The sequence below is a fragment of the Mesobacterium pallidum genome, from assembly GCF_019966535.1.
Lineage (GTDB): Bacteria > Pseudomonadota > Alphaproteobacteria > Rhodobacterales > Rhodobacteraceae > Mesobacterium > Mesobacterium pallidum.
The window spans coordinates 203,838-229,088 of record NZ_JAIMID010000006.1 but is presented as its reverse complement, the minus strand read 5'-3'; the positions used below and the strand labels follow the sequence as shown (position 1 = coordinate 229,088).

Genomic DNA, 25,251 nt, shown 5'->3' with positions numbered 1-25,251 from the left:
CCGCGATCCGTTCGGGGCGGGCGAAGGCGCAAGATCCTTCGTCAGAAGGATCTTGCGCAGGTCTCAGACGATGGTCGCCTCGGTCGCGGCGCGCATCTCCTCTTCGCTGACGCCATCGGCCAGCTCGACGATCTTCAGGCCCCCCTCGACCACGTCCAGCACGCCGAGGTTGCTGATGATGCGATTCACGACACCCGTGCCGGTCAGCGGCAGGGTGCAGGCTTTCAGCACCTTGGACTCGCCGTGCTTGTTCTGGTGGTCCATCACCACGATGACCTTGCCGACACCGGCCACCAGGTCCATCGCGCCGCCCATGCCCTTGACCAGCTTGCCGGGGATCATCCAGTTCGCGAGGTCGCCGTTCTCGGCCACTTCCATTGCGCCCAGGATCGCCGCGGCGATCTTGCCGCCCCGGATCATGCCAAAGCTCATGGAACTATCGAAATAGGACGTGCGCGACAGCTCGGTGATCGTCTGCTTGCCCGCGTTGATCAGGTCCGGGTCTTCCTCGCCCTCGAAGGGGAAGGGGCCCATGCCCAGCATGCCGTTTTCGGACTGCAACGTGATGTCCTTGTCGCCCACGTAGTTGGCGACCAGCGTCGGGATGCCGATCCCGAGGTTCACGTACATGCCGTCTTCAAGCTCTTCCGCCGCGCGTGCGGCCATCTGGTTGCGATCCCAGGGCATCAGGCTTCCTCCCGTTTCATCTGGTCGCCGCGCGGGCATGAATACCGGTTTCCACTTTTCATTGCGCGGCCTCCCGCTTGCGCACGGTGCGCTGTTCGATCCGTTTCTCGTGCTCGCCCTGGATGATCCGGTGCACGTAGATGCCCGGCAGGTGGATGTGGTCGGGGTCGAGCGAGCCGCGGGGCACGATTTCCTCGACCTCGACGATGCAGACCTTGCCGCACATTGCCGCCGGCGGGTTGAAGTTGCGCGCGGTCTTGCGGAACACGAGGTTGCCGGTGTCGTCGGCCTTCCAGGCCTTGACGATGCTGAGGTCGGCAAAGATCCCTTCCTCGAGGATGTAATCCTCGCCGCGGAACTGCTTGACCTCCTTGCCCTCGGCGATCTGCGTGCCGACGCCGGTCTTGGTATAGAAACCCGGGATGCCCGCGCCGCCGGCGCGCATGCGCTCGGCCAGCGTGCCCTGCGGGTTGAACTCGAGCTCCAGCTCGCCCGACAGGTACTGGCGCATGAACTCGGCATTCTCGCCCACGTAGGACGACATCATCTTCCTGATCTGCCGGGTTTCGAGCAGTTTTCCCAGGCCGAACCCGTCGACGCCGGCATTGTTCGATGCAACCGTGAGGTCCTTGACGCCGCTTTCGACCAGCGCGTCGATCAAGAGCTCGGGGATGCCGCAAAGGCCGAACCCCCCGGCCGCGATCAGCATCCCGTCGAAGACCACGCCCTCCAAGGCTTCGGCAGCGCTGCCGTAGACTTTCTTCATGAATCATTCTCCCAGTGTTCGACCGGGATAAGACGCCGCAGCGCAGCACATGTCAACGTGGGCAAAACCCGTAGGCGGCAAATTCTGCGAACCGATTCGCGATTGTCGTATCTGCCGCCCCCGGGGGCCTGTCAGATGATGCGGACCTGCGCGCCGATCGGCGTGATGTCGAAGAGCTGCGCGATCATCTCGTTGTAAAGACCGATGCAGCCGTCCGAGGACCGGCGGCCGATCTTGCGGGTGTCATGGGTGCCGTGGATGATGTAGGCGGGCCAGCCAAGGTACATCGCATGGGTGCCCAGCGGGTTCTCTGGGCCGGGGCCGATGGGCTTCCAGTCGGGGTAGCGTTCCAGCTGGCTGGCGGTCGGCGTCCACGAGGGGCCGACCTTCTTGCGCACCACCTCGGTGTAGCCGCGCTTTGTCAGCTCGTCCGTGCGCGGGACCGAGGTCGGGAAGACCCGGTAGTCACGGCCGCCTTCGCCCCAGAAATGCAGCGCGCGCGACGTGGTGTCGGCCAGGATCGACACCTGCTCGACCGAGTCGAAATGGTCGCGCCAGTCCTGGTTGGAAAAGCTCGAGATGTTGTGTCGGTTGAACTCTTCTTCCTGGAACACCTCCTGCGCATGCAGCAGGGCAGGAGAGGCGACAAAGGCGCTCGTGGCGGCCAGCAGGCCGCGACGCGTGAGGCGGGACATGAGGGGATATCCTGTTCGATGGCGGTTTCCCGGGCACACAATCAGGACGCCCGATGAATTGGAAATCACGTATGCTTGAAACGCGATGCATGTGCCATGCGGGCCGCAGACCTGCGCGGAATGGCGCCATGCGCCGCCCGGCCGGGCGACGCATTTGCCGGTTATTTCCTGCCCGCGGACTTCTTTGCCGGCGTCTTCTTGGCGGCGGCCTTCTTGGGCGCGGCTTTCTTCTTGCCGCCCTTGGCGCCGGCCTTTTCCTTGATCAGCGCAAGCGCCTGTTCCATCGTGATCTTGTCCGCCTCCACGTCCTTGGGCAGGGTCGCATTGACCTTCTCCCATTTCACGTAGGGGCCGTAGCGGCCTTCCATCACGGCGATGGCGCCGCCATCGGGGTGATCGCCCAGCTCGCGCAGCGGCTTGGCGGCCGACCCGCGGCCCCGGCCGGGGTTGGCGCGCTTCTGTGCCAAGAGCTCGACCGCGTGGTTCATCCCGATCTCGAAGACTTCCTGGAACTCCTTGAGGTTGACGTAAGTAGGTTTGGCCTCGTCATCTTTCTGGTGCATGATGTAGGGCCCGAACCGGCCGAGGTTGGCGGTGATCATCCCGCCCTCGGGATGCTCGCCCACCTCGCGCGGCATGGTCAGCAGGGTCAGCGCCTTGTCGAGGTCGATATCCTTGGGGTCCCAGCCCGGCAGGAACTGCCCGCCCTTCTTGGGCAGCGAGGCGCGCGGCGGCTTCTTGTTCTCGGGCGTCGGCTCTCCGCGCTGGACGTAGGGGCCGAAGCGGCCGGCCTTGAGCCAGATCTCGTCGCCCTCATCCTCGCCCAGCAGCTTTTCCTCGCCATCCGCGCCCTCGCCGGCGATGGGCCGGGTATAGGTGCATTCGGGGTAATTGCCACAGCCGACAAAGCCGCCGGTGCGCGAGGTCTTGAGGTGCAGCTGGCCCTGGCCGCACTTGGGGCAGATCCGCGGGTCGCTGCCATCCTCGCGCGGCGGGTAAAGCTGCGGCGCCAGCGCGTCGTCAAGCACGTCCAGCACCTCGGTGATGCGCAGCTCGGAGGTCTCGGAGATGGCGGCGTGGAAGTCGCGCCAGAACTTGGCCAGCAACTCCTTGTAGTCCATCTCGCCCGCGCTCACCTCGTCCAGTTCGTTCTCGAGCTCGGCGGTGAAATCGTATTCCACGTAGCGCTTGAAGAAGTTCAGCAGGAAGATCGTGACGATGCGGCCCTTGTCCTCGGGGAACAGGCGGTTCTGTTCCTTGCGGACATATTCGCGGTCCTGGATCGTGCCGATCACGCTGGCATAGGTCGAGGGGCGGCCGATGCCCAGCTCTTCCATCTTCTTGACCAGCGTCGCCTCGGTGTAGCGCGGGGGCGGCTGGGTGTGGCTTTGCAGCGCCAGCACGGCGCCGTTGTCCGACAGCACCGCGACACCGTTCTTCTGCATGCCGCCGGGGGCGTCGTCCTCGATCACCTCGACGGACTTCTCGCCGGCCTTGGAATAGGCGCTTTCCAGCGCGCCGGATGCAAACTTGGCCGGCTCGCCCTCCATGATCTGGGGCAGGCGGTTGTCGTCGCCGTCCTCGACCGGCTCGTCGCGCCCCTCTTCGTAGACCTTGAGAAAGCCGTCGAAGACCACGACCTGACCCGTGGCCCGCAGGCCGACCTGGCCATCGTCGCTGCCGATCTCGACCGTGGTGCGTTCAAGCCGCGCGCCGGACATCTGGCAGGCTAGCGTGCGCTTCCAGATCAGGTCATAAAGCCGGCGCTGGTCCTCGTCCTTGAGCTTGAGCGCGGGCGCGTCCTTGGTCATGTCCGTCGGCCGGATGCATTCATGCGCTTCCTGCGCATTCTTGGCCTTGTTCTTGTAGATGCGCGGCTCTTTCGGGACATAGCTCGCGCCATAGCGGTCGGTGATCGCCTCGCGGCAGGCGGTGACCGCTTCGGGCGCCATGTCGATGCCGTCGGTCCGCATGTAGGTGATGTGGCCGGCCTCGTAGAGGCGCTGGGCCGCGTTCATGCATTGCCGCGCGCCCATGCCGAACTTGCGGCTGGCCTCCTGCTGCAGGGTCGAGGTCATGAAGGGCGCCGAGGGGTTGCGGCTGGCCGGCTTCGCCTCGACCGAGGTGATCTTGAGATTGCGCTTGGAGACGGCGCTGACGGCCATCTCGGCGTCGGTCTCGTTGGCAAGGTCGAACCGGTCGAGTTTCTTTCCGGCCAGCGTGGTGAGCCGCGCCTCGTAGGTCTGGCCGCGGGGGGTGGTCAGCTGCGCCTTGACCGACCAGTATTCGCGCGCCCTGAACGCCTCGATCTCCATCTCGCGCTCGACGATGAGGCGCAGGCAGACCGATTGCACCCTGCCGGCCGACCGCGCGCCGGGCAGCTTGCGCCACAGGACCGGGCTGAGGTTGAAGCCCACGAGGTAATCGAGCGCGCGGCGGGCCAGGTACGCTTCGACCAGCGGGGCGTCGATGTCGCGCGGGTTCGCCATCGCCTCGGTCACGGCGGCCTTGGTGATCGCGTTGAAGGTCACGCGGCTGACCGGCGTGTCCTTCTTGATGGATTTGCGCTTGGTCAGCGCCTCCTTCAGGTGCCAGCTGATCGCCTCGCCCTCGCGATCGGGGTCGGTCGCGAGGATCAGGGCGTTGTCGTCCTTGAGCGCGTCGGCGATGGCTTTCACATGCTTGCGGGAATCGTTGCCGACCTCCCAGGTCATGTCGAAATCGTGCTCCGTGTCGACCGATCCGTCCTTGGCCGGCAGGTCGCGCACGTGCCCGTAAGAGGCCAGAACCGTGTAGTCGGATCCCAGATACTTGTTGATCGTCTTGGCCTTGGCCGGGGATTCGACGACGACGACTGGCATGCACATTCCTTTCGGTTCGCGGGGCGAGTCAGGGGTGCCCCGTTGGCGGCGGAACATGTGGGGCGGAGCGGCGGATTGTCAATGCGGTGCCGGGGCGCTCTCATTATATATGGCGCGTGTTCGGCCTTGACGCGGCCATCTGGCGCGGGACCGGGCTGCGCGTCAGGGCAGGCGCGAGATGAGGCTGCCGGGGTGGCGCTGGACCTTGCCCGCGATCTCGAGCTCGACCACGGCGGGGCAGGTCAGCCGGGCGCTGGCGCCGACGGCCCGGATCAGCTCGTCCTCGGTGATGGGCGCGGTGCTGAGCCGGTCAAGGATCAGGCTGTGCAGCGCGGCGGTGTCCTGCAGGCTGCGGCGTTCGGGCGCGGCGCGTGGAATCTCGGGCAGCGCGTCCGGGGCGTCGGGTTCGGGCAGGGGCAGGGCAGGCTGGTCGAGCTGGGGGGCAAGTTCGGGCAGGGCCTCGATCACGTCCTGCGGGCCGCGCACCAGCCGGGCGCCGTCGCGCAGCAGCATGTTGCAGCCGGCGGCACGGTTATCGAAGGGATGGCCCGGCACCGCCATCACCTCGCGCCCAAGGTCGAGCGCATTGCGGGCGGTGATCAGGCTGCCCGATTTCGCCGCCGCCTCGACCACGATGACCGCGCGGGCCAGGCCCGACACGATGCGGTTGCGCGCGGGGAAATGCCGCGCCATGGGCTGCATGCCCATGGGCTGCTCGGAGAGGCGCAGGCCATGTTTGGGGATTTCTTCGGCCATGGCGGCGTTCTCGGCCGGGTAAAGCACGTCGACCCCGCCCGCCAGAACGCCGATGGTCCCGGTCTCGAGGCTGGCGTGATGGGCTGCGGCGTCGATGCCCCGGGCCAGGCCCGACACGACGATCCAGCCCTCGCGCGCCAGCCCCTTGGCCAGCGACCGGGCCATGCGCGTGCCAAGCGCCGAGGCATTGCGCGACCCGACCAGCGCCACGGCAGGGCGTTGCAGGACCGACAGGTCCCCCACCGCCCAAAGCATCGGCGGCGGGTCCGGCAGTTCCGTGAGAGGGGCCGGGTAGGTCGGATCGCCCCGGAAGATCAGTTGTGCCCCTGCCTCGCGGCCGCGCCGCAACTCGGCCAGCACGACGCCCTCGGGGCAGGTCTCGTAATTCTCGACCCCGGCCTCGGCCGCGATGGCGGGCAGAGCCTCCAGCGCCGCCTGAGCGGAGCCATGTTCGCCCATCAATCTGTAGAAGGTCGCGATCCCGACGCGGCGGGAGCGCAAGAGGCGAAGCCACGATACCCGGTCATCTTCCGTGGTGGGTGGGAGTAGGGGGTGAGTGGAAGAAACTGTATCCCCGGTCATCGTGCCCTCGTCCTCTTGCACCTCAAGAGTTACGCGTCATTGGTTAACAAGGTGTGAATGATTCCCGGAAAGCGAGAGAAAATCGAATTCGGGTCAATTTGGCTGGGAGGCAGCCCCGCCCGGGCGTGCGCGCCGCCGCAGAAGGCTCATGTGGAGCAGTGCATGGAGTGCGCCCGAAACCGTGCCGTACACTGCCGGCAGCGGATGGGTCAGATTATCGGCCCGCAATACCTCCGGGTTCGGGGGGTGCAGGCCGGCGCGGACAAGTCCGATCGCCAGCCCGACACAAAAGCCGATGGCGGCACCGGCGACGAGGCTCGAAGCCCAACCGGCCCACCCGCGGGCACAGGCCCGGGCAGCAACCGGCACGAGAAAGATCATGCCGATCCAGCTGAACAGAGCGCCGAACGTCAGGATCAATCCCGGCGCCGCGAAGATCGAGACAGCCCTGTCCGAGGCAGTCGTGTAGAGCGCGACAATTCCCAGGACGCTGATCGCAAGGCCGATCAACGGCATGAGCAGGAACGTCCCGATGCCCGCCAACAGGTGCTGCTGCGGCGCGAACAAGACCGGCTCGGTCCGGATCGCCGGCCAGCTCATCCGCCGGCGCCGCCCACGGTCAGCCCGCCGATCAGCGTGGTCGGCTGGCCGACGCCAACCGGCACCCATTGGCCGGCCTTGCCGCAGTTCCCCATGCCGGGGTCCAGTGCCATGTCGTTGCCCAGCGCGCGGATGCGTTTCAGCGCCTCGGGGCCGTCGCCGATCAGCGTGGCGCCCTTGACCGGGGCGCCGACCTTGCCGTCCTTGACCCGGTACGCCTCGGTGCAGGAGAACACGAACTTGCCGTTGGTGATGTCGACCTGCCCGCCGCCGAAGCCGACGGCCCAGATGCCGTCCTTGAGGTCGGCCACGATGTCGGCCGGGTCGGCATCGCCGCCCGTCATGTATGTGTTGGTCATCCGCGGCATCGGCGCATGGGCATAGCTTTCGCGGCGTCCGTTGCCGGTGGGCTCCACGCCCATGAGGCGCGCGTTCTGCCGGTCCTGCATGTAGCCCACCAGGATGCCGTCTTCGATCAGCACGTTCCGGCCCGATGGGGTGCCCTCGTCATCCACGGTGATCGAGCCGCGCCGGTCGGGGATCGTGCCGTCATCCAGAACGGTCACGCCCTTGGCCGCCACCTGCTGACCCATCAGCCCGGCGAAAGCCGAACTGCCCTTGCGGTTGAAGTCGCCTTCCAGCCCGTGCCCGATCGCCTCGTGCAGCAGGATACCGGGCCAGCCGGGGCCAAGCACGATGTCCATGACGCCGGCGGGGGCGGGGACGGCCCGCAGGTTCACCAGCGCGATGCGCAATGCCTCGCGCGCCTTGGCCTGCCAGTCGGCCGGGTCCAGCAGCCCGTCCAGCGCGATGCGGCCGCCGCCGCCGGCCGTGCCGGATTCGCGCCGCCCGTCCTGTTCGACGATGACCGACACGTTCACGCGGGTCATGGGCCGTACGTCAATCACATGCACGCCGTCGGGGCGCAGGATCTCGACCTCCTGGCAGGACGCCGCGATGGTCGCGCTGACTTGCACCACGCGCGGGTCCATGTCGCGGGCAAAGGCGTCGATCTCGCGCAGCGTCTCGACCTTGACCGGGAAGGCGGCGTCGGCGATCGGGTCGCGGTCGGTATAGAGCCGCGTGTTGGTCGGGCGGGGGCCGGCGGCGAAGGTGCCGCCTCCCGCGCCGACCGCGAGCCGAGCTGTGTCGACTGCACGGCGCAGGGCCGATTCGGAAATCTCGCTGGAATGGGCGTAACCGGCCACTTCGCCGTTCACGGCGCGCAGGCCCATGCCCTCGGTCGCGTCGTAACTGGCGGTTTTGAGACGCCCGTCATCGAAGACCAGCGCCTCGGAGCGGCGGCGTTCCAGAAAAAGCTCGCCGTCCTCCGCGCCGGCCGTCGCCTCGCGCAGCAGGGCCAGCGCCTGGTCCTTGTCCAGAGCGTTTTCAAAGGGTTGGAAGCGGGTGTCGGTCATGGGCTCTCCGATATGCGGCTCTTGATCCAAATCAAAAAAGCGTCCGTTTGCCGCAAGCTAGGTTCTTTATCTGGTGACCAGAATATGGTTCATAGCGACAGCAAAACAACGGGATTCCCTCGCGCCCGCGGCTGCCCGCCGCAAACAGGGAGCGGAGGAGCCTATGAAAACCACTGACGCAATCAGGGTGACACATGCGTATTAAATCGATTCTCGCAGGCATCACTGCCGCATTCGCAGCCGCTCCGGCCCTGGCTCAGGATGGTCTGGAAATCATCGGCCAGCCGCTGGCCGGCAAGACCGGCTGGCAGCCGGCCGCGACCGAACTGGCGCGCGACATCCACTGGCTCGAGGGGATGATCAACGTGATCATCATCGCCATCGTGCTGTTCGTGACGGTTCTGCTGGCCTGGGTCATCCTGCGCCACAACAGCAAGGCCAATCCCAAGCCGGCGACCTTCACCCACAACACCCCGATCGAGGTGGCCTGGACCATCGTGCCGATCGTCATCCTGTTCTTCATCGGCGCCTTCTCGCTGCCGGTGCTGTTCAAGCAGCAGGAGATCCCCGAGGGTGACATCCACATCAAGGTGACTGGCTACCAGTGGTACTGGGGTTATGAATACACCGACCACGAGTTCGGGTTCGAAAGTTTCATGCTGCAGCGTGACGAGCTGGAAGAGGCCGGCTACGAGCAGGCGCAGTACCTGCTGGCCACCGACACCGCCGTGGTCGTGCCCGTGAATACCGTCGTGGTGATGGACATCACCGGCGCCGACGTGATCCATTCGTGGACCATCCCGGCCTTCGGCGTGAAGCAGGACGCCGTGCCGGGCCGGATCGCCCAGCTGTGGTTCTCGGCCGAGCAGGAAGGCATCTACTTCGGCCAGTGCTCGGAGCTGTGCGGCAAGGACCACGCCTATATGCCGATCACGGTCAAGGTCGTCTCGCAAGAGGCCTACGACGCCTGGCTTGACGGTGCGATCGAGGAATATGCCGGCAAGCCGCGCAGCTACAACGTGGCTGCGGCCGAGTGATCCCGGCGGCGGGCCCCGGGCCTGCCTTCCGACCCCCTGAAATGGGCGGCCTCCGCCCATTTCGCGCAACTTGAGACCATGACCCTTGCGAGCATGACCGGACGACCATGAGCGACGCTTCGATCAATACCCAGACCTCAATCACCGCCCAGGCGGGGGAGGCAGGCTTTGGCGATTTCTTCGCGCTGCTCAAGCCGCGCGTCATGTCGCTGGTCGTGTTCACGGCCCTGGTCGGTCTGCTGGCCGCGCCCGTGCCGGTTCACCCCTTCGTGGGCTTCGTCGCGATCCTGTTCATCGCCATCGGTGGCGGCGCCTCGGGCGCGCTGAACATGTGGTGGGATGCGGATATCGATGCCGTGATGCGGCGCACCAAGGGCCGCCCGATCCCGGCCGGCAAGGTGACGCCCGGCGAGGCGAAAGCCTTCGGCATCGCGCTGTCGGTGATCTCGGTGGTCATGCTGTTCCTGGCGACCAACCTGCTGGCGGCGGCGCTGCTGGCCTTCACCATCTTCTTCTACGTGGTGATCTACACCATGTGGCTCAAGCGCTCGACGCCGCAGAACATCGTAATCGGCGGCGCCGCGGGCGCTTTCCCCCCGATGATCGGCTGGGCCGCCGCGACCGGCAGCATCAGCGTCGAAGCCGTCCTCATGTTCTGCCTGACGTTCATGTGGACCCCGCCGCATTTCTGGGCCCTCGCGCTGTTCATGCGTTCGGATTACGACGATGCCGGCGTGCCGATGCTGACTGTGACCCACGGCCGTCCGGCGACCCGCCTGCACATCCTTGTCTACACTGTCCTTCTGGCCGTCATGACTATCGCCGCCGCCTTCACCGGCATCGGCGGGCCGGTCTACCTGGCCGTCGCGCTGGTCCTGAACGCGCTGTTCCTCAAGGGCGCCGTCGATATCTGGCGCCGCGACGAGGTGGCGAGCGAAGCGGACAATTTCGCGGTCGAGCGCCGCTTCTTCAAGCTCTCGCTGCTCTATCTCTTCCTGCACTTCGGCGCGATCCTGGCCGAGGCCGTGCTGACCCGTTTCGGCATGGGAGGCTGGTAACATGGCCCTGCAACCGACCCACGACCTGCACAAGCGCCGGATGGGGCGCAACATCGGCACGGCACTCGTGCTGGTGGCGTTCATCGGCATCGTGTTCGGCCTGACCCTGGTCAAGACCAACCGCGAAGGCGCGGCGCGTCAGGCCCCGGCAACGGAGGCATCGCAATGAAACGTCTCGAAGGTCCCAACCGCACCGTCGCCTACCTGGTCGGCGTCGTCGTCTTCATGGGCGCCATGGCCTGGGCGGCCGTGCCCTTCTACGACTGGTTCTGCCGGGTGACCGGGTTTGGCGGCACCACCGGCGTCGCCTCGGATGCCGCCTATGAGCACGAAGTGCTGGACCAGACCATCAAGGTCCGGTTCGACGCCTCGGTCGAACGTGATTTCCCCTGGGTCTTCAAGCCGATGACCCGCGAGATGGAAATCAACATCGGCCAGGACGCGCTGGTCTTCTACGAGGCCTACAACCCGACCGACCGGCCCATCGCGGGCGCGGCCAGCTACAACGTCGTGCCCTACCAGGCCGGCGGATTCTTCATCAAGGTGGAATGCTTCTGCTTTACCGAGCAGGTGCTTCAACCGGGCGAGCGGGTGGAAATGCCCGTGAGCTTCTACGTGGACCCTGAGATCGTGGAGGACCGGGAAGGTCAGTACATCCACAACATCACGCTGGGCTACACGTTCCACGAGATCGACCTGCCCGAAGACCAGGCCGCCAGCCTGGAAACGGAGCAGGACGCAAGCTTTAACTAGGCCAAGAACGAGGGAACACCCATGGCACATGTTAAGAACCACGACTATCACATCCTGCCGCCCTCGATCTATCCGTTCCTGGGCGCGGTCTTCGGCTTTACCATGCTGTTCGGGGCCGTGTTGTGGATGCAGAGCATCACGCCCTACGTGTTCTTCGCCGGGCTGATCGGCGTGCTCTACGTCATGTTCGGCTGGTGGTCGGATGTCGTCCACGAAGGCCAGACCGGCGATCACACCCCGGTGGTCCGCATCGGCCTGCGCTACGGCTTCATCCTGTTCATCATGTCCGAGGTGATGTTCTTCTTCGCGTGGTTCTGGAGCTTCTTCAAGCATGCCATGTACCCGATGGGCCCCGAAAGCCCGGCGGTCGACGGCGTCTGGCCGCCTGCGGGTATCGAGACCTTCGACCCCTGGCACCTGCCGCTGATCAACACGCTGATCCTGCTCTGCTCGGGCGCGGCCGCCACATGGGCGCACCATGCGCTGGTGCACGAGAACAACCGCAAGGACATGGTCTGGGGCCTGACGCTCGCCATCGCCCTCGGCGCGATCTTCACCGTGTTCCAGGTTTATGAATACAGCCACGCCGCCTTCGGCTTCTCGGGCAACATCTACGGCGCCAACTTCTTCATGGCGACGGGCTTCCACGGCTTCCACGTGGTGATCGGGACCATCTTCCTGTTCATCTGCCTGATGCGGACCTTGCGCGGCCACTTCACGCCGGAACAGCACGTCGGCTTCGAGGCCGCCGCCTGGTACTGGCACTTCGTCGACGTCGTGTGGCTGTTCCTCTTCGCAGCCGTCTACATCTGGGGCGGCTGAGCGGGCGGTGGGGTAGAACCCCACCCTACATCTCCATTCGAACGGAATTCGAAACGCGCGGGGGACCCCGCGCGTTTCTGCCATCCAAAGACCACCGGACCACCCATGCGCCGCGCCCTGATCCTGCCCCTGTTCTTCGGCCTGCTCGGCCTCGCGGTCTTCCTCTCGCTGGGCATCTGGCAGGTGCAGCGGTTGCAATGGAAAGAGGGCATCCTGGCGGATATCGAGGCGCGGATCGCCGGCGCGCCTGTCGCCATCCCCGCAAATCCCGACCCCGAGGCAGACCGCTACTTGCCGGTCCGGGCCACGGGGCAGATCCTGCCCGGCGCGATCCGCGTGCTGGTCAGCACCCGGCAGATGGGCGCAGGCTACCGGCTGATCGACGTCTTCGAGACCGAGGGCCGCCGTCTGCTGATCGACCGCGGCTTCCTGCGGCTCGACCTCGACCAGCCCGCGCCGCCCGCGGGGCCGGTGACCGTCACCGGCAACCTGCACTGGCCGGACGAGGTCACCTCCTCCACCCCCGCGCCCGACCGCGCCGCGAACATCTGGTTCGCCCGCGACATCCCCGCGCTGGCCGCCGAATTGGGGACCGAGCCGGTGCTGGTCATCGCCCGCGAAATCTCGCCGCCCGAGGCGAACATGATGCCGCTTCCGGTTGACACGGCCGGCATCCCGAACGACCACCTGCAATACGCGGGGACCTGGTTCCTGATGGCCCTCGCATGGGCGGTCATGACAGGCTATTACATCGCGGGACTCCGGGCCCGACAGAAGGCAGATCGATGAACTACATCTCGACCCGCGGCGCCGCTCCGGCGCTGAGCTTTACCGACACGATGCTGACGGGCCTTGCGCGCGACGGCGGGCTTTACGTGCCCGAGACCGTCCCGACGATGAGCGCCGCCGACATCGCGGCCCTCGCCGGGCAAAGCTACGAAGAGATCGCGTTCCGCGTCATGCGTCCCTTTCTCGGCGGCACGATCCCCGATGACGACTTCCGCGGCATCATCGACCGCGCCTATGCGGGCTTCGACCATCCGGCCCGGGCGCCGCTGGTGCAACTGGCGCCGAACCACTTCCTGCTCGAGCTGTTCCATGGGCCGACCCTGGCCTTCAAGGACTTTGCCATGCAGCTCATCGGCCAGCTCTTCCAGTACGAGCTTAAGCGCCGAGATGCCCGCGTGACCATCGTCGGCGCCACCTCGGGCGACACCGGATCCGCCGCGATCGAGGCGTTCAAGGGGCTCGACAACGTGGATGTCTTCATCCTCTTCCCCCATGGCCGGGTGTCGGAAGTTCAGCGCCGCCAGATGACCACGCCGTCTGAATCGAACGTCCATGCACTCGCGCTCGACGGGCATTTCGACGATTGCCAGGCGCGGCTCAAGGACATGTTCAACGATTTCGACTTCCGCGACGAGGTTGGCCTCGCCGGCGTCAACTCCATCAACTGGGCGCGGGTGCTGGCGCAGGTCGTCTATTACTTCTCATCCGCCGTGTCGCTGGGCGCGCCGCACCGTGCGGTCAGCTTCACCGTGCCGACGGGCAATTTCGGTGACATCTTCGCCGGCTACATCGCCAAGAAAATGGGCCTGCCGATCGACAAGCTGGTGATCGCGACCAACCAGAACGACATCCTGCACCGCTGCCTGACGACGGGCGGCTACAAGATGTCCGACGTGCACCCGTCGATCTCGCCCTCGATGGATATCCAGGTCAGCTCGAACTTCGAACGGGCACTGTTCGACGCCTACGACCGTGACGGCAAGGCCGTGGCGCAGCTGATGGACGAGCTCAAGGCAGGCGGGTTCACCGTTTCGCAAGGGGCGCTGGATATGCTGCAGGCCACCTTTGCCTCGGGCCGCGTCAGCGAAGAGGAAACGCTGCAGACCATCACCCAGCAGCGCAAGACCAGCGGCGAGCTGCTGTGCCCCCACAGCGCCGTCGGCGTCCACGTGGCCGAGGCGCACCTTGGCGCCACGCCGATGATCACACTGGCCACGGCGCACCCGGCGAAATTCCCCGACGCGGTGGAAAAGGCCAGCGGCGAACGCCCCGGGCTTCCCCCGCGCATGGCGGACCTGTATGAGCGACCGGAACGGGTGACCCGAGTCGCCAACGACCTCACCACGCTCGAAGCCCTGATCCGGGAACGGAGAACCAATTGACCGTCAGAATCCACACGCTCTCGAACGGGCTGCGCGTCGTCACCGAGCATATGCCCAGCTTGCAATCCGCTGCCATCGGCATCTGGGTCATGGCCGGCGGACGACACGAGCGCGCGGAACAGAACGGCATCGCGCATTTCCTCGAACACATGGCGTTCAAGGGCACCGAGCGGCGCAGCGCGCTGCAGATCGCCGAGGCGATCGAGGACGTGGGCGGCTATATCAACGCCTATACCTCGCGCGAGGTCACGGCCTATTACGCCCGCGTGCTCAAGGACGATGTGCCGCTGGCGCTGGACGTGGTGGCCGACATCGTGATGAACCCCGTCTTCGACAAGCGCGAGATCGAGGTCGAACGCGGGGTGATCCTGCAGGAAATCGGCCAGGCCCATGACACGCCCGACGACGTGATCTTCGACTGGTTGCAAGAGGTGTCCTACCCCGGCCAGGCCCTTGGCCGCACGATCCTCGGCCCGGCCGAGCGGGTGCGCGCCTTCGGCGAGGATGACCTGCGGACCTTCGTGGCCGAACATTACGGGCCGGGCCAGCTGATCCTGTCGGCCGCCGGCGCCATCGACCACGAAGAGATCGTGGCCCAGGCCGAGGCGCTGTTCGGCCATCTCAAGCCGCGCAACGCGTTGGCGCCCGACCGGGCGTCCTTCCTTGGCGGGCAGGTGCGCCGCGACAAGCCGCTCGAGCAGGCGCATTTCGCGCTGTGCTTCGAAAGCCCCGATTACACCGACCCGATGATCCACACGGCGCAGGTCTACTCGGTCGCGCTGGGGGGCGGCATGTCCTCGCGCCTGTTCCAGGAGGTGCGCGAGCGGCGCGGGCTCTGCTACACGATCTTCAGCCAGGCCGGCGCCTATTCCGACACAGGGCAGTTCACGCTCTATGCCGGGACCAGCGACGACAAGCTGACCGAGCTGGCCGAAATCACCATCGACGAGATGAAGCGCGCCGCCGACGACATGTCCGACGAGGAAATCGCCCGCGCCCGCGCCCAGATGAAGGCCGGGCTGCTGATGGGCCTCGAAAGCCCGTCCTCGCGCGCCGAACGCCTCGCGCGGATGATGGAGATCTGGGGGCGCGTGCCCGATCTCGAGGAAGTCGTCGGCAAGATCGACGCGGTGACGCGCGAGGACGTGCGCGCCTTCGCAAGCCAGCTGGTGCGCAAGGCGCCGGCGGCGCTGGCCCTCTACGGTCCGCTGGGTCATGCCCCCGACCTGGAGGCGCTCCAGCTCAGACGGGCGGCCTGATGCTGCGCGGCAAACGCAAGGTCCGGCTGGAAACTGACCGGCTGACCCTGCGTGCGCCCGAGCATCACGATTTTTCCTCCTGGACGGCCCTGCGCGCGGAAAGCCGCGCTTTTCTCACTCCGTGGGAGCCGACCTGGGCCGCCGATCACCTCACCCGAAAGAGCTTTACCAACCGCGTCTACTGGGCGCGTCGGTCGGTGCAGGCGGGCACGGCCTATCCGCTGTTCCTGGTGCAGCGCGACGGGCAGCGGCTGGTGGGGGCAATCACGCTCGACAACATCCGCCGGGGTCCCGCGCAATCGGCCACGGTCGGCTACTGGACGGGCGAACGCTACGCCCGCAACGGTTTCATGCGCGAGGCGATCGAGGCGTTGGTGCACTACGCCTTCCACACGCTCGACCTCAGCCGGATCGAGGCGGGCTGCCTGCCGGAGAACACCCCCTCGCGGGCCCTCCTGGAAAAGACCGGCTTCAAGTACGAGGGGGTCGCGCAAAGCTACCTGCAGATCAACGGCCGCTGGCGCACCCATGTGCTTTATGCCGCCCTGCGCAATGACCGCCGCGGCCGGACCGAGGTCGGCTGACACACCCTGAACTTTCCGTCCTTGGCAAAGGTCGGAACGCCTCCGACGGGAGTATTTGGGGAAAAGTGAAATGAGGGGCGGACCGCTCCCGTCAGACCATCGCGAATCCTACTGACGCCGGACTTGCGCAACACCTTCGCCCCGCACCCGCCCGGTCCTTCATCGTTTTCCAAATACCTCGGGGGTGAGGCGCCCTGGCGCCGAGGGGGCAGCGCCCCCTCAACCCGCCCGCCGCAGGCGCTTCGCCTCGAGATCGCCCAACCCTGCACCCACGCAAACGTGAAGCGCGCCAATCGGCCCGAACCGCGCGGTTCCATGCTAGGCTCCGGCAAACCCGGAGGTATCCCATGCTGCGTGTCCTTGCCCCCCTGTTGATCCTGCTGTCCCTCGCGCTGCCCGCCGCTGCTCAGGACCGGCGACCGAGCCATTGCATCGCCATCGCCGATGCCGCGCCGGGGATCGAATACCTGCACAAGGCCAGCTACCGCGCGCCGCTGCCCGACGATTACACCGTGCGCATCCACTACGTCTCGCATGCCTCCTTCCTGATCGAGACACCGGGCGGGCTGACCATCGTCACCGATTACACCGGCTTCGTCGGCGCGACAAAGGTGATCCCCGACGTGGTCACCATGAACCACGCCCATTCCACGCACTGGACCGCCGCGCCCGACCCGGCGATCCCCCATGTGCTGCCCGGCTGGGGCGAGGCATACGGGACGGGGATCGATCACCATCTCGACCTCGGCGAAGTGCTGATCCGCAATGTCTCGACCGACATCCGCTCGGGCGGGGGGCGCGAGGACCAGGGCAACTCGATCTTCATCTTCGAGGTCGGCGGGCTCTGCATCGGCCATCTCGGCCACCTGCACCACGAACCCAATGCCGAGCAATACGCCGCCATCGGCCGGCTCGACGTGGTCATGGCGCCGGTCGATGGCGGCATGACCCTGCCGCTGCCGGTCATGATCGACACGCTCAAGCGCATGAAGGCGCGGATCGTGCTGCCGATGCACTGGTTCTCGGGCTATGCGCTGGATGCCTTCGCGCAAGGGATGCAGGACGAATTCGCAATCGAGCGCGGGGCACAAAGCTTCATCGAGGTCTCCCTGCGCAGCCTGCCGGACCGGCCGACCGTGGTGATGATGCAGCCGCGCCTCCTGCGCGATCCCGAGTAGCCGCCGCCGGCCCGGCCTGCTAACCATGCCGGGCACTTGGAGGGCGCGCCATGTTGAACCCGGCGGATAGCGATTTTCTGGACGGCCTCGCCGCGCAACTGCCGGCGGGCACGTTGCGCAGCGTGGAGCCGAGGTACCTCGAAGAGCCGCGGGGGACCTGGAAGGGACAGGGGGCCGTCGTGGCCGCGCCCGCCAGTACCGAGGAAGTCGCCACCATCATCCGCGCCTGCGCCGCGGCCCGTGTCGGCGTGCTGCCCTATGGCGGAGGCACCGGCCTTGTCGGCGGGCAGGTCTGCCCCGACGGCCAGCCCGCCCCGCTGATCCTGTCGCTCGAGCGGATGACCGCAATCCGCGCAATCCACCCGCAGGAGAACGTGATGCTGGTCGAGGCCGGCGCGATCCTGGCCGACGTCCAGGCGCGGGCCGAGGCCGAAGGCCGGCTCTTCCCGCTGTCACTGGCCAGCGAGGGCTCGGCCCGGATCGGCGGGCTCTTGTCGACCAACGCGGGCGGGGTGAACGTGCTGCGCTACGGCAATGCCCGCGACCAGGTGCTGGGGCTTGAGGCGGTGCTGCCGGACGGGTCCACCTGGCACGGGCTCAAGCGGCTGCGCAAGGACAACACCGGCTATGACCTGCGCCACCTCCTGATGGGCGCCGAGGGCACGCTGGGCGTGATCACCGCCGCCGCCCTCAAGCTTGCCCCGCGCCCCGCCGCCCTTGGCACCGCGCTCATGGTGGTGCCGGACCCGGCCGCCGCCGTCGCGCTCTTGAACCTGACCCGCGACCGCGCCGGCGAGGGCGTCAGCGCCTTCGAACTGATCTCGGGGCAGGGGCTGCATTTCCTGGCCGAAACCATGCCGCAGGTGCGCCTGCCCTTCGCTGACACGCCGGATTGGATGGTCCTGGTGGAACTGGGTCTGCCGCGCGGCATCGACCCGGCCGAAGAGCTGATGGCGCTGTTCGAGGCGGCGCTCGACCAGGATCTCGCCACCGACGGGATCATCGCCCAGTCCGAGGCGCAGCGGCACGACCTCTGGACCCTCCGCGAAACGATCCCCGAGGCGAACCGCCTGATCGGATCGATCTCGAGCCATGACGTGTCGATCCCGATCTCGGACATCCCCGACTTCCTGCGCCGTGGCAACGCGATGCTGGCCGGCATGGGCGATTTCCGCATCAATGCCTTCGGCCACCTCGGCGATGGCAACCTGCATTACAACGTCTTCCCCGCGAAGGGGCGCAGCCGGTCCGACTATGGCAATGCCAAGACCGAGGTGCAGCAGGCGGTCCATGACCTCGTGCACGCGATGGACGGATCGGTCAGCGCCGAGCACGGGATCGGGCGGCTCAAGGTCGCGGACCTCGAACGCTACGGCGATCCGGCCAAGCTGGCGGCAATGCGGGCGATCAAGGCCGCGCTCGACCCCCTGGGCATCATGAATCCCGGCGCAGTGCTGCGCGCGGGCGCCTGAACGCAGCCCACTCTTTCACTTTTCCCGAAATACTCCGGGAGAGTCCGCCCGAAGGGAGACGGGGGCAGCGCCCCCTTTTACAGCCCCTCGAAGGCGCAGAGCGCATGCACGTCCATCCCCAGCCCTTCGAGCTTGGCCCGACCGCCCAGCTCGGGCAGGTCGATGATGAAGGCACAGCCCATGATCTCTCCGCCCAGCCGTTCGACAAGCTTGATCCCGGCCTCGGCGGTGCCGCCGGTGGCCAGCAGGTCGTCGACCAGCAGGATCTTTTCGGACCCGGTGATCGCGTCGTCGTGGATCTCGACCACCGCCTCTCCGTATTCCAGCGTGTATTCCTCCGAGATCACGGCCCCGGGCAGCTTGCCCTTCTTGCGGATCGGCACGAAGCCGGTGCCGAGCTGGTGCGCGATGGCGCCACCCAGGATGAAGCCGCGCGCCTCGAGCCCCACGACCTTGTCGATCCGCTGCCCGGCATAGGGGTGCAGCATCTGGTCCACCGCCATGCGAAATCCGCGCGGATCCGCAAACAGAGTGGTCACGTCGCGGAACATGATCCCCTCGTGCGGGAAATCGACGATGGTGCGGATGTAATCCTTGACGGTCTTCATATGCGGCACGCCCCCCTGCATCTGCGCTCACGATGGCTGGACCGGGGCGGTCTGTCCAGCCGGTCGCGGGCTTACAGGATGAAATCGACCGCCGACAGCGAGGCCGTCTCCTCGACCACCAGCCGCAGATCGACGGCCCGGTCTCCGTCGAGGTCGATCATCACATGGGCATGGCCGAAATCGGTGTAGTAGCGGGCGAAATTGGCCGAGCCGTCGAAGCTGGCGGTCCCGTTCCACGAGACACCAAGCGCCGACAGGTCGATCCGGTCCAGGCCCTGCTCGAAATCGGCGATCCGGTCCGAAGCCGCGCCCAATCCGCTGTGCGCCGCATTCGACAGGACGAACACATCCGCCCCGGCGCCACCGGTCATGGTGTCGGCCCCGAGGCCGCCGTTCAACGTGTCGGCGCCATCGCCGCCGTAGAGCACATCGGCCCAGCTGCCGGCGTCGATCCGGTCGTTGCCCGCGCCACCCGCGATGGTGTCACGGCCCGCACCGCCACCCAGGGTGTCGGCCCCGCCGCCGCCCTGTAGGCTGTCATGGCCATTGCCGCCGTAAACGAGGTCGTCGCCGTCCCCGCCCAGGGCCGTGTCCGCGCCGTTTCCGGCATAGATCGCATCCTGGCCGAGTCCGCCAAACAGCTCATCGCCGCCGTCATCGCCCCGGAGCGTATCGCCGCCGTTCCCGCCAAAGACCAGGTCGTCGCCCCTGCCACCTGATGCCTCATCCGCACCGTCCCCGGAATAGATCCAGTCACGCCCGAGCCCGCCCAGCAGTGTGTCGCCGCCGCCCTCTCCCCGAAGGGAATCGGCGCCGTCGCGACCTTCGATCAGGTCGCCCCAGGCGCCGCCCCAGGCGGAATCCGCCCCGTCGCCGGCATAGATGCTGTCGGCATTGTCGCCGCCATACAGAAGGTCGTCGCCTCCGAAACCGCGCAGCACGTCGGTTCCCGCTCTGCCGCGCAGCACATCGGCTGCATTCCCGCCGGTGAGTTCGTCCTGTCCGTCGCCGCCGTCAACCTCACCCTCCACCATGCCTTCGCCCACTGCGGTATAGGTGTCGTTCCCCCCGCGCATCAGCACGTCACCGAAGATCAGGCCGCTGTTCAGAAAGCTCGCGCCGACCGTGTCCGAGAGCTTGACCCCGCCCTCGATCGTTCCGCTGTTCCGGAAGTCCTCTGACATCCAGGCGTCCGAATAGACCGCGAGGCGCGGTGATGTGATCCGTCCTTCGTTGTGGAAGGTCACCGATGCGGTCGAGACAATGAAGGCAACGGTCGCATCGGTATCGGTCCCGCCGGTGCCGTTGCCCTGAATGGTGCTCAGGTTAGTGAAATTCGCCGTACTGACGGCGTAGAATGCTACGGTCGCTGCATAGGTCTTGGGTCCGGTCGAGGAATCGGTGATCAGGCCGCTGTTGACCAGGGTCGAGGTGCTCGAGGTCTGAATGAGCGTCGGGTAGGCGCTGGCGGCCGACCCCACCATCTGGCCCGCGTTGGTGACGGTCGATGACGCGCCACTAATATGTGCTGCATAGAGGCGGCCGCCATCGTTCTCGATCCGTCCGGTGTTGCCGTTTGTCAGCGTGAAGATGCCACCGGGGCCGTCCAGATAGATTGATTGCGACGTGCCCGAGATCAGCCCGTCGTTCACGATGTCCAACTCTGGCACATCAGAGACATGGATCGCCGACGACCCGGTCGAGATGACGGCGCCATTCACCCCGACAACCACTATGTCACCCGAGGCGATGGCCGGCGTAGACCACGTGGACAGGACATAACGGGCCTGCACCAGTTCTTCGTTGATGGTAAGGGTTGCCATTGAAATCGACCTTTTCAGAATGGAACGCTGGCCCGGCTCAACACGGGGTCCGCTTGATGGCCGATTATGCGAGCATCTCCGGCCCCAAACTCAAGAGGTTTTGTCGCGCTACGGTCGAAAACTGTCTGCCGCGTGCGTTTCTGACGAGGTCGCGCGGCTACAGCACCCGCCCCGCCACGGCATCCAGCCGTGCCAGCACCTCGGGGTCGCGCGCCTCGGGCGCGGTCAGGATCGCGAAGTCGAGCGCATGGTCGCAGCCATGGGGGCAGCTGTCGCGCGACGGGCCCATCAGGGCCGGCAAGCGGCTGACAAGGTCCCGGGCCTTGGCGGCATTGCCCGTCAGCGTCTCGATGATCTTCGTCACGTCGACCTCACCGTGGTCCGGGTGCCAGCTGTCGTAATCGGTGACCATGGCGACCGAGGTGTAGCAAAGCTCGGCCTCGCGGGCGAGTTTCGCCTCGGGCATGTTGGTCATGCCGATCACGTCGGCGCCCCAGCTTTCGCGGTACATCCGCGATTCCGCGAGGGTCGAGAATTGCGGCCCCTCCATCGCAAGGTAGGTCCCGCCGTCATGCACGGTGATGCCCGCGTCCCGCGCGGCTGTCAGGCAGGCCCGGCCGAGGCGGGTGCAGGTCGGATGCGCCACGCTCACATGCGCCACGCAGCCGGGGCCGAAGAAGGATTTCTCCCGCGCGAAGGTCCGGTCGATGAACTGGTCCAGGATGACGAAATCCCCCGGCGCCATCTCTTCGCGGAACGACCCCACGGCCGAGACCGAGACGACATCCGTCACCCCCAGCCGTTTCAGCGCGTCGATATTGGCGCGGTATGGGACGGACGAAGGCGAATGCACATGCCCGCGCCCGTGCCGGGGCAGGAAGGCCATCTTCACCCCGTCCAGCATGCCGGTCAGGATCGCGTCCGAAGGCGCGCCCCAGGGCGTGTCCACCGTGACCCATTCCTTGCCCTCGAGCGCCTCGAGATCGTAGATCCCCGACCCGCCGATCACGCCGATCATCGTCTCGCCCATGTCTGCCTCTCCGTGTTTGACTTTGGGGCCATGCTGCACCGCCCGCGCGGCAATGAAAAGCCGCCCCGCGCGGCAAATCCGCCCCGGGGCCGGGGCCAATCGCAGCCATTTGGCCACAATGGGTGGCCATTCTTGCTGCATTGCAGTATCGCCGGGGCGCGCACCCGAAAGACAGAACAGGAAGACCCGATGGCCAAGGCCCTGCTGGCACGCTATGCCAATCGCATCTCGATGCCCGATCTCAGCCTCGCGCCGACGACGCGGCTGACCCCCATGCAATTCAAGACCGAGCTGCTGTCGGGCCTGACCGTCGCGCTGGCGCTGGTGCCCGAGGCGGTGGCCTTTGCCTTCGTCGCCGGGGTCGCGCCGCTGGTGGGCCTTTACGCCGCCTTCATCGTCGGGCTGATCACCGCGATCTTCGGCGGCCGGCCCGGCATGATCTCGGGCGCGACGGGCGCGCTGGCGGTGGTCATGGTGGCGCTGGTGGCCGAGCACGGGGTGGAATACCTGTTCGCCACCGTGGTGCTGATGGGCCTCTTGCAGATCTTCGCCGGGGTCATGCGCTGGGGCAAGTTCATCCGCATGGTGCCGCATCCGGTGATGCTGGGCTTCGTCAATGGCCTCGCCATCGTGATCTTCCTGGCGCAACTCGGGCAGTTCAAGGTGCCGGGCAGCATGCAGAACACCGGCCACGGCATGTCGGGGGGCGAATGGCTCTCGGGCGGGCCGCTCGTGCTCATGCTGGCGCTGGTGGCGCTGACCATGGTGGTGATCTGGGCCCTGCCCAAGGTGACCAAGATCGTGCCCGCGCCGCTGGCCGGCATCGCCATCACCGGCGGGCTGGTCATCGCCTTCGGCCTCGATGTGCCGCGCGTCGGTGACCTCGCCTCGGTCGAGGGCACGCTGCCGCCCTTCCACATCCCCATGGTCCCGCTGACCTGGGAGACGCTGGAAATCATCCTGCCCTACGCCGTGATCCTTGCCGCCATCGGCCTGATCGAATCCCTGCTGACCCTCAACCTGGTCGGCGAGATGACCGGCCAGCGCGGCGGCGCCAGCCAGGAATGCATCGCCCAGGGCATGGCCAACACGGTCACCGGCTTCTTTGGCGGCATGGGCGGCTGCGCCATGATCGGCCAGTCAATGATCAACGTGAAATCGGGCGGGCGCACCCGTGTCGCCGGCATCGTGGCGGCCCTGTTCCTGTTGTCCTTCATCCTCGTCGGGTCGTCTGTGATCGAGCAGATCCCGCTCGCCGCCCTGGTCGGCGTGATGTTCATGGTCGTCATCGGCACCTTCGCCTGGAACTCCCTGCGCATCCTCTTCCGCGTGCCGCTGACCGATGCCTTCGTGATCGTTCTGGTGACCGTGGTGACGGTCTATTCCGACCTCGCCGTCGCGGTGGTCGTGGGCGTGATCGTCTCGGCGCTGGCCTATGCCTGGAACAACGCGATCCGCATCCATGCCGACATCCGCGACGAGGGCGCGAAAAAGATCTACCGCATCCGCGGCCCGCTCTTCTTCGGTTCGACCGACGGCTTTGCCGAACTCTTCGACCCCGAGGCCGACCCCGACACGGTGGTGGTCGATTTCGCCGAAAGCCGCGTGGTCGACCAATCGGCCCTGCAGGCGATCGAGGCGCTGGCCAGCAAGTACGAGGAGCAGGGCAAGGCGATCCAGCTGCGCCACCTCAGCCGTGACTGCCACCGGCTGCTGAAAAAGGCCGGCCACCTGGTGATCGACAGCGACGACGACCCCGATTACGCGGTGGCCGCGAACTATTCGGTCCGCACCGGCATCCTCGGCAGCCACTGACCGCCCGTCTTGATCGCGAAGGGGGCAGGATCACCGCGATCCCGCCCCCTTTCATTATTCCACAAATACTCATTACCCCGCCCGGGGCACGCCTTCAGGCCGCCTGCACCGCGCTGGCGCCGGCCTTCACACGTGGATCGTTCATCGCGACCGGCAGCACCTTGGCCATGGCCTCGGGATTGTAATATCCCATGATCCAGTCGCGCAGGATGCCGCGCTGTTCGTCCCAGGTCGGCCAGGCGCCGGCCGGGCGACCATCGTCCAGCTCGGTGCCGAACTTGCCGTTGATCCAACGCAGCTCTTCGCGGGCACGCCAGCGCACGACGTTGCGCAATGCGTCATCCGGGAAGGCCAGCCGCGGCATGTCCTGCAAGGTCGGCGCGCCCCGCAGCCGGTCGATCAGGGCCATGCGTTCCTTGACCGTGCCGCCATCGCCGGTGTCCCAGCGATCGAACCCGTAGTTGATCGTCAGCAGGTAGGCCGTCGCCGCCCCGCACAGCGAGGCGTTCAACTGCCCCTGCGGCGACTTGATCGGCGGCACCTCGACGCCCGCCTCGCGCACACGGTTGAAGAAATCCTGCACCACGTCGCCTTCGTCCAGCGTGGCCCGGTCCAGCATGCGCACGGTGACCCGCTCGGGCCCGAATTCCTGCAGGTAGATCTTGTAGCGATTGGTCTTGGGATAGGTGAATTCCCAGGGCGACTCGAGATCCTTCATCCGCGCGCCGCTGCGGATCGCCTGGTCCAGAGACGAAATGTAAAGCGAGGCGGCATCGCGCGCATAGCCGATCCAGTGAATGTCCGGCGACAAGGCGCGCAGCCGCGCGATGAAGGGCTCCTTGTCCTTGAGCGACGCGAAATGCTCGGACGAGATCAGCAGCGTGTGCGGCCGCTGCTCGGCCACGGTCCTTTCCAGCCGCTGCCAGGAATTCTCGGACCAGCGCATCGCCGCCTCGGGCGTGTGGAAATGGGTGCGCAGGGCCGGCACCAGCGGTCGGTCGGGATGGTGATACAGCGTCGCCAGCGCGCGCACCGGGTCGTGGCCCCAGAGCGGCAGCAGGATGCCAGCCTCCTCGAGCGTCTTGCGGTTCTGCCAGATGGCGGCCTGGATGGCGGTCGAGCCCGTCTTGGGCGGCCCGAAATGGACGATGATCTTCATGCCGAATCCCTCTCGCGTCGCAGATTGCCCCGATCACGTTTCCACGATCTTACCGGTCCTGCACGTGTTTCGAAACCCGCCGAGAGGCGGCGCAAGGGCAGTACTTCGCGCAAGACG

23 protein-coding genes are annotated in these 25,251 nt (G+C 66.6%); 12 read left to right on the top strand and 11 right to left on the bottom strand.

Features of this window, described 5'->3' with window-relative positions; all coding sequences use genetic code 11:
• Window positions 1-63: 63 nt before the first annotated feature.
• From MF270_RS11300 to tldD, 7 genes are all read right to left on the bottom strand, one after another.
• Window positions 64-687, bottom strand: a complete 624-nt coding sequence (locus tag MF270_RS11300) for a 3-oxoacid CoA-transferase subunit B (RefSeq protein WP_238365986.1) — start codon at window positions 685-687, stop codon at window positions 64-66.
• Window positions 688-745: 58 nt separating this feature from the next.
• Entirely contained in the window at window positions 746-1,453 is a 708-nt protein-coding gene (locus MF270_RS11295; protein ID WP_238365985.1) for a CoA transferase subunit A, read from the bottom strand.
• 131 nt (window positions 1,454-1,584) lie between these two features.
• Window positions 1,585-2,148: a L,D-transpeptidase gene (locus tag MF270_RS11290; RefSeq protein ID WP_238365984.1), complete on the bottom strand. Its 564-nt coding sequence runs from the start codon at window positions 2,146-2,148 to the stop codon at window positions 1,585-1,587.
• 161 nt (window positions 2,149-2,309) lie between these two features.
• Window positions 2,310-5,009 (bottom strand): type I DNA topoisomerase, encoded by a 2,700-nt coding sequence (gene topA / locus MF270_RS11285; protein WP_238365983.1) that lies wholly within the window; start codon window positions 5,007-5,009, stop codon window positions 2,310-2,312.
• A 162-nt stretch (window positions 5,010-5,171) separates the two neighbouring features.
• Window positions 5,172-6,347, bottom strand: coding sequence for a DNA-processing protein DprA (dprA, locus tag MF270_RS11280; protein ID WP_238365982.1), 1,176 nt, complete (start codon window positions 6,345-6,347; stop codon window positions 5,172-5,174).
• Between the two features lie 93 nt (window positions 6,348-6,440).
• Complete coding sequence (locus MF270_RS11275) at window positions 6,441-6,947, bottom strand: hypothetical protein (protein WP_238365981.1); 507 nt, start codon at window positions 6,945-6,947, stop codon at window positions 6,441-6,443.
• Window positions 6,944-8,365: a metalloprotease TldD gene (gene tldD / locus MF270_RS11270; RefSeq protein WP_238365980.1), complete on the bottom strand. Its 1,422-nt coding sequence runs from the start codon at window positions 8,363-8,365 to the stop codon at window positions 6,944-6,946. The genes MF270_RS11275 and tldD overlap by 4 nt, the downstream gene beginning before the upstream one ends.
• Window positions 8,366-8,559: 194 nt before the next feature.
• Here tldD and coxB point away from each other — a divergent pair, with 194 nt between their 5' ends.
• The 11 genes from coxB (at window position 8,560) to MF270_RS11215 (ending at window position 18,699) form a co-directional block, all read left to right on the top strand.
• Complete coding sequence (gene coxB, locus MF270_RS11265) at window positions 8,560-9,402, top strand: cytochrome c oxidase subunit II (RefSeq protein WP_238365979.1); 843 nt, start codon at window positions 8,560-8,562, stop codon at window positions 9,400-9,402.
• A gap of 107 nt (window positions 9,403-9,509) precedes the next feature.
• Window positions 9,510-10,460 (top strand): heme o synthase, encoded by a 951-nt coding sequence (gene cyoE, locus MF270_RS11260; RefSeq protein WP_238365978.1) that lies wholly within the window; start codon window positions 9,510-9,512, stop codon window positions 10,458-10,460.
• 1 nt (window position 10,461) lies between these two features.
• Window positions 10,462-10,629 (top strand): hypothetical protein, encoded by a 168-nt coding sequence (locus tag MF270_RS11255; RefSeq protein WP_238365977.1) that lies wholly within the window; start codon window positions 10,462-10,464, stop codon window positions 10,627-10,629.
• On the top strand, window positions 10,626-11,213 hold the full coding sequence (locus MF270_RS11250) for a cytochrome c oxidase assembly protein (RefSeq protein WP_238365976.1): 588 nt from the start codon (window positions 10,626-10,628) through the stop codon (window positions 11,211-11,213). The genes MF270_RS11255 and MF270_RS11250 overlap by 4 nt, the downstream gene beginning before the upstream one ends.
• Before the next feature lie 21 nt (window positions 11,214-11,234).
• A complete protein-coding gene (locus MF270_RS11245) occupies window positions 11,235-12,035 on the top strand; it encodes a cytochrome c oxidase subunit 3 (RefSeq protein ID WP_238365975.1) in 801 nt (266 codons plus the stop codon).
• 105 nt (window positions 12,036-12,140) lie between these two features.
• Window positions 12,141-12,824 (top strand): SURF1 family protein, encoded by a 684-nt coding sequence (locus MF270_RS11240; protein ID WP_238365974.1) that lies wholly within the window; start codon window positions 12,141-12,143, stop codon window positions 12,822-12,824.
• Complete coding sequence (gene thrC, locus MF270_RS11235; RefSeq protein WP_238365973.1) at window positions 12,821-14,206, top strand: threonine synthase; 1,386 nt, start codon at window positions 12,821-12,823, stop codon at window positions 14,204-14,206. Before MF270_RS11240 ends, thrC begins: the two co-directional genes overlap by 4 nt.
• Window positions 14,203-15,465, top strand: coding sequence for a M16 family metallopeptidase (locus MF270_RS11230; RefSeq protein ID WP_238365972.1), 1,263 nt, complete (start codon window positions 14,203-14,205; stop codon window positions 15,463-15,465). The genes thrC and MF270_RS11230 overlap by 4 nt, the downstream gene beginning before the upstream one ends.
• Entirely contained in the window at window positions 15,465-16,049 is a 585-nt protein-coding gene (locus MF270_RS11225; RefSeq protein ID WP_238365971.1) for a GNAT family N-acetyltransferase, read from the top strand. The genes MF270_RS11230 and MF270_RS11225 overlap by 1 nt, the downstream gene beginning before the upstream one ends.
• A 347-nt stretch (window positions 16,050-16,396) precedes the next feature.
• Window positions 16,397-17,227, top strand: coding sequence for an MBL fold metallo-hydrolase (locus MF270_RS11220; RefSeq protein WP_238365970.1), 831 nt, complete (start codon window positions 16,397-16,399; stop codon window positions 17,225-17,227).
• Window positions 17,228-17,277: 50 nt separating this feature from the next.
• Window positions 17,278-18,699, top strand: coding sequence for an FAD-binding oxidoreductase (locus MF270_RS11215; RefSeq protein ID WP_238365969.1), 1,422 nt, complete (start codon window positions 17,278-17,280; stop codon window positions 18,697-18,699).
• 77 nt (window positions 18,700-18,776) lie between these two features.
• Here MF270_RS11215 and MF270_RS11210 read toward each other — a convergent pair whose 3' ends face one another.
• The 3 genes from MF270_RS11210 to MF270_RS11200 form a co-directional block, all read right to left on the bottom strand.
• Entirely contained in the window at window positions 18,777-19,316 is a 540-nt protein-coding gene (locus MF270_RS11210) for an adenine phosphoribosyltransferase (RefSeq protein WP_238365968.1), read from the bottom strand.
• Between the two features lie 62 nt (window positions 19,317-19,378).
• Window positions 19,379-21,130: a calcium-binding protein gene (locus MF270_RS11205; protein WP_238365967.1), complete on the bottom strand. Its 1,752-nt coding sequence runs from the start codon at window positions 21,128-21,130 to the stop codon at window positions 19,379-19,381.
• A 157-nt stretch (window positions 21,131-21,287) separates the two neighbouring features.
• The gene (locus tag MF270_RS11200; protein ID WP_238365966.1) at window positions 21,288-22,160 is read right to left on the bottom strand and encodes an S-methyl-5'-thioadenosine phosphorylase; all 873 of its coding nucleotides are present in this window, start codon (window positions 22,158-22,160) and stop codon (window positions 21,288-21,290) included.
• 189 nt (window positions 22,161-22,349) lie between these two features.
• Between MF270_RS11200 and MF270_RS11195 the strand changes: the two genes are divergently transcribed.
• Window positions 22,350-23,975: a SulP family inorganic anion transporter gene (locus MF270_RS11195; protein ID WP_238365965.1), complete on the top strand. Its 1,626-nt coding sequence runs from the start codon at window positions 22,350-22,352 to the stop codon at window positions 23,973-23,975.
• 94 nt (window positions 23,976-24,069) lie between these two features.
• Here MF270_RS11195 and MF270_RS11190 read toward each other — a convergent pair whose 3' ends face one another.
• Complete coding sequence (locus tag MF270_RS11190) at window positions 24,070-25,134, bottom strand: hypothetical protein (RefSeq protein ID WP_238365964.1); 1,065 nt, start codon at window positions 25,132-25,134, stop codon at window positions 24,070-24,072.
• Window positions 25,135-25,251 lie beyond the last annotated feature (117 nt).

Coding starts and splice junctions, on each gene's coding strand:
- MF270_RS11295 (WP_238365985.1), bottom strand. CDS start 1,453: ATGAAGAAAGTCTACGGCAGCGCTGCCGAAGCCTTGGAGGGCGTGGTC.
- MF270_RS11220 (WP_238365970.1), top strand. CDS start 16,397: ATGCTGCGTGTCCTTGCCCCCCTGTTGATCCTGCTGTCCCTCGCGCTG.
- coxB (WP_238365979.1), top strand. CDS start 8,560: ATGCGTATTAAATCGATTCTCGCAGGCATCACTGCCGCATTCGCAGCC.
- MF270_RS11190 (WP_238365964.1), bottom strand. CDS start 25,134: ATGAAGATCATCGTCCATTTCGGGCCGCCCAAGACGGGCTCGACCGCC.
- MF270_RS11300 (WP_238365986.1), bottom strand. CDS start 687: ATGCCCTGGGATCGCAACCAGATGGCCGCACGCGCGGCGGAAGAGCTT.
- MF270_RS11205 (WP_238365967.1), bottom strand. CDS start 21,130: ATGGCAACCCTTACCATCAACGAAGAACTGGTGCAGGCCCGTTATGTC.
- MF270_RS11255 (WP_238365977.1), top strand. CDS start 10,462: ATGGCCCTGCAACCGACCCACGACCTGCACAAGCGCCGGATGGGGCGC.
- thrC (WP_238365973.1), top strand. CDS start 12,821: ATGAACTACATCTCGACCCGCGGCGCCGCTCCGGCGCTGAGCTTTACC.
- MF270_RS11240 (WP_238365974.1), top strand. CDS start 12,141: ATGCGCCGCGCCCTGATCCTGCCCCTGTTCTTCGGCCTGCTCGGCCTC.
- MF270_RS11275 (WP_238365981.1), bottom strand. CDS start 6,947: ATGAGCTGGCCGGCGATCCGGACCGAGCCGGTCTTGTTCGCGCCGCAG.
- cyoE (WP_238365978.1), top strand. CDS start 9,510: ATGAGCGACGCTTCGATCAATACCCAGACCTCAATCACCGCCCAGGCG.
- topA (WP_238365983.1), bottom strand. CDS start 5,009: ATGCCAGTCGTCGTCGTCGAATCCCCGGCCAAGGCCAAGACGATCAAC.
- MF270_RS11290 (WP_238365984.1), bottom strand. CDS start 2,148: ATGTCCCGCCTCACGCGTCGCGGCCTGCTGGCCGCCACGAGCGCCTTT.
- MF270_RS11200 (WP_238365966.1), bottom strand. CDS start 22,160: ATGGGCGAGACGATGATCGGCGTGATCGGCGGGTCGGGGATCTACGAT.
- tldD (WP_238365980.1), bottom strand. CDS start 8,365: ATGACCGACACCCGCTTCCAACCCTTTGAAAACGCTCTGGACAAGGAC.
- MF270_RS11250 (WP_238365976.1), top strand. CDS start 10,626: ATGAAACGTCTCGAAGGTCCCAACCGCACCGTCGCCTACCTGGTCGGC.
- dprA (WP_238365982.1), bottom strand. CDS start 6,347: ATGACCGGGGATACAGTTTCTTCCACTCACCCCCTACTCCCACCCACC.
- MF270_RS11215 (WP_238365969.1), top strand. CDS start 17,278: ATGTTGAACCCGGCGGATAGCGATTTTCTGGACGGCCTCGCCGCGCAA.
- MF270_RS11225 (WP_238365971.1), top strand. CDS start 15,465: ATGCTGCGCGGCAAACGCAAGGTCCGGCTGGAAACTGACCGGCTGACC.
- MF270_RS11195 (WP_238365965.1), top strand. CDS start 22,350: ATGGCCAAGGCCCTGCTGGCACGCTATGCCAATCGCATCTCGATGCCC.
- MF270_RS11245 (WP_238365975.1), top strand. CDS start 11,235: ATGGCACATGTTAAGAACCACGACTATCACATCCTGCCGCCCTCGATC.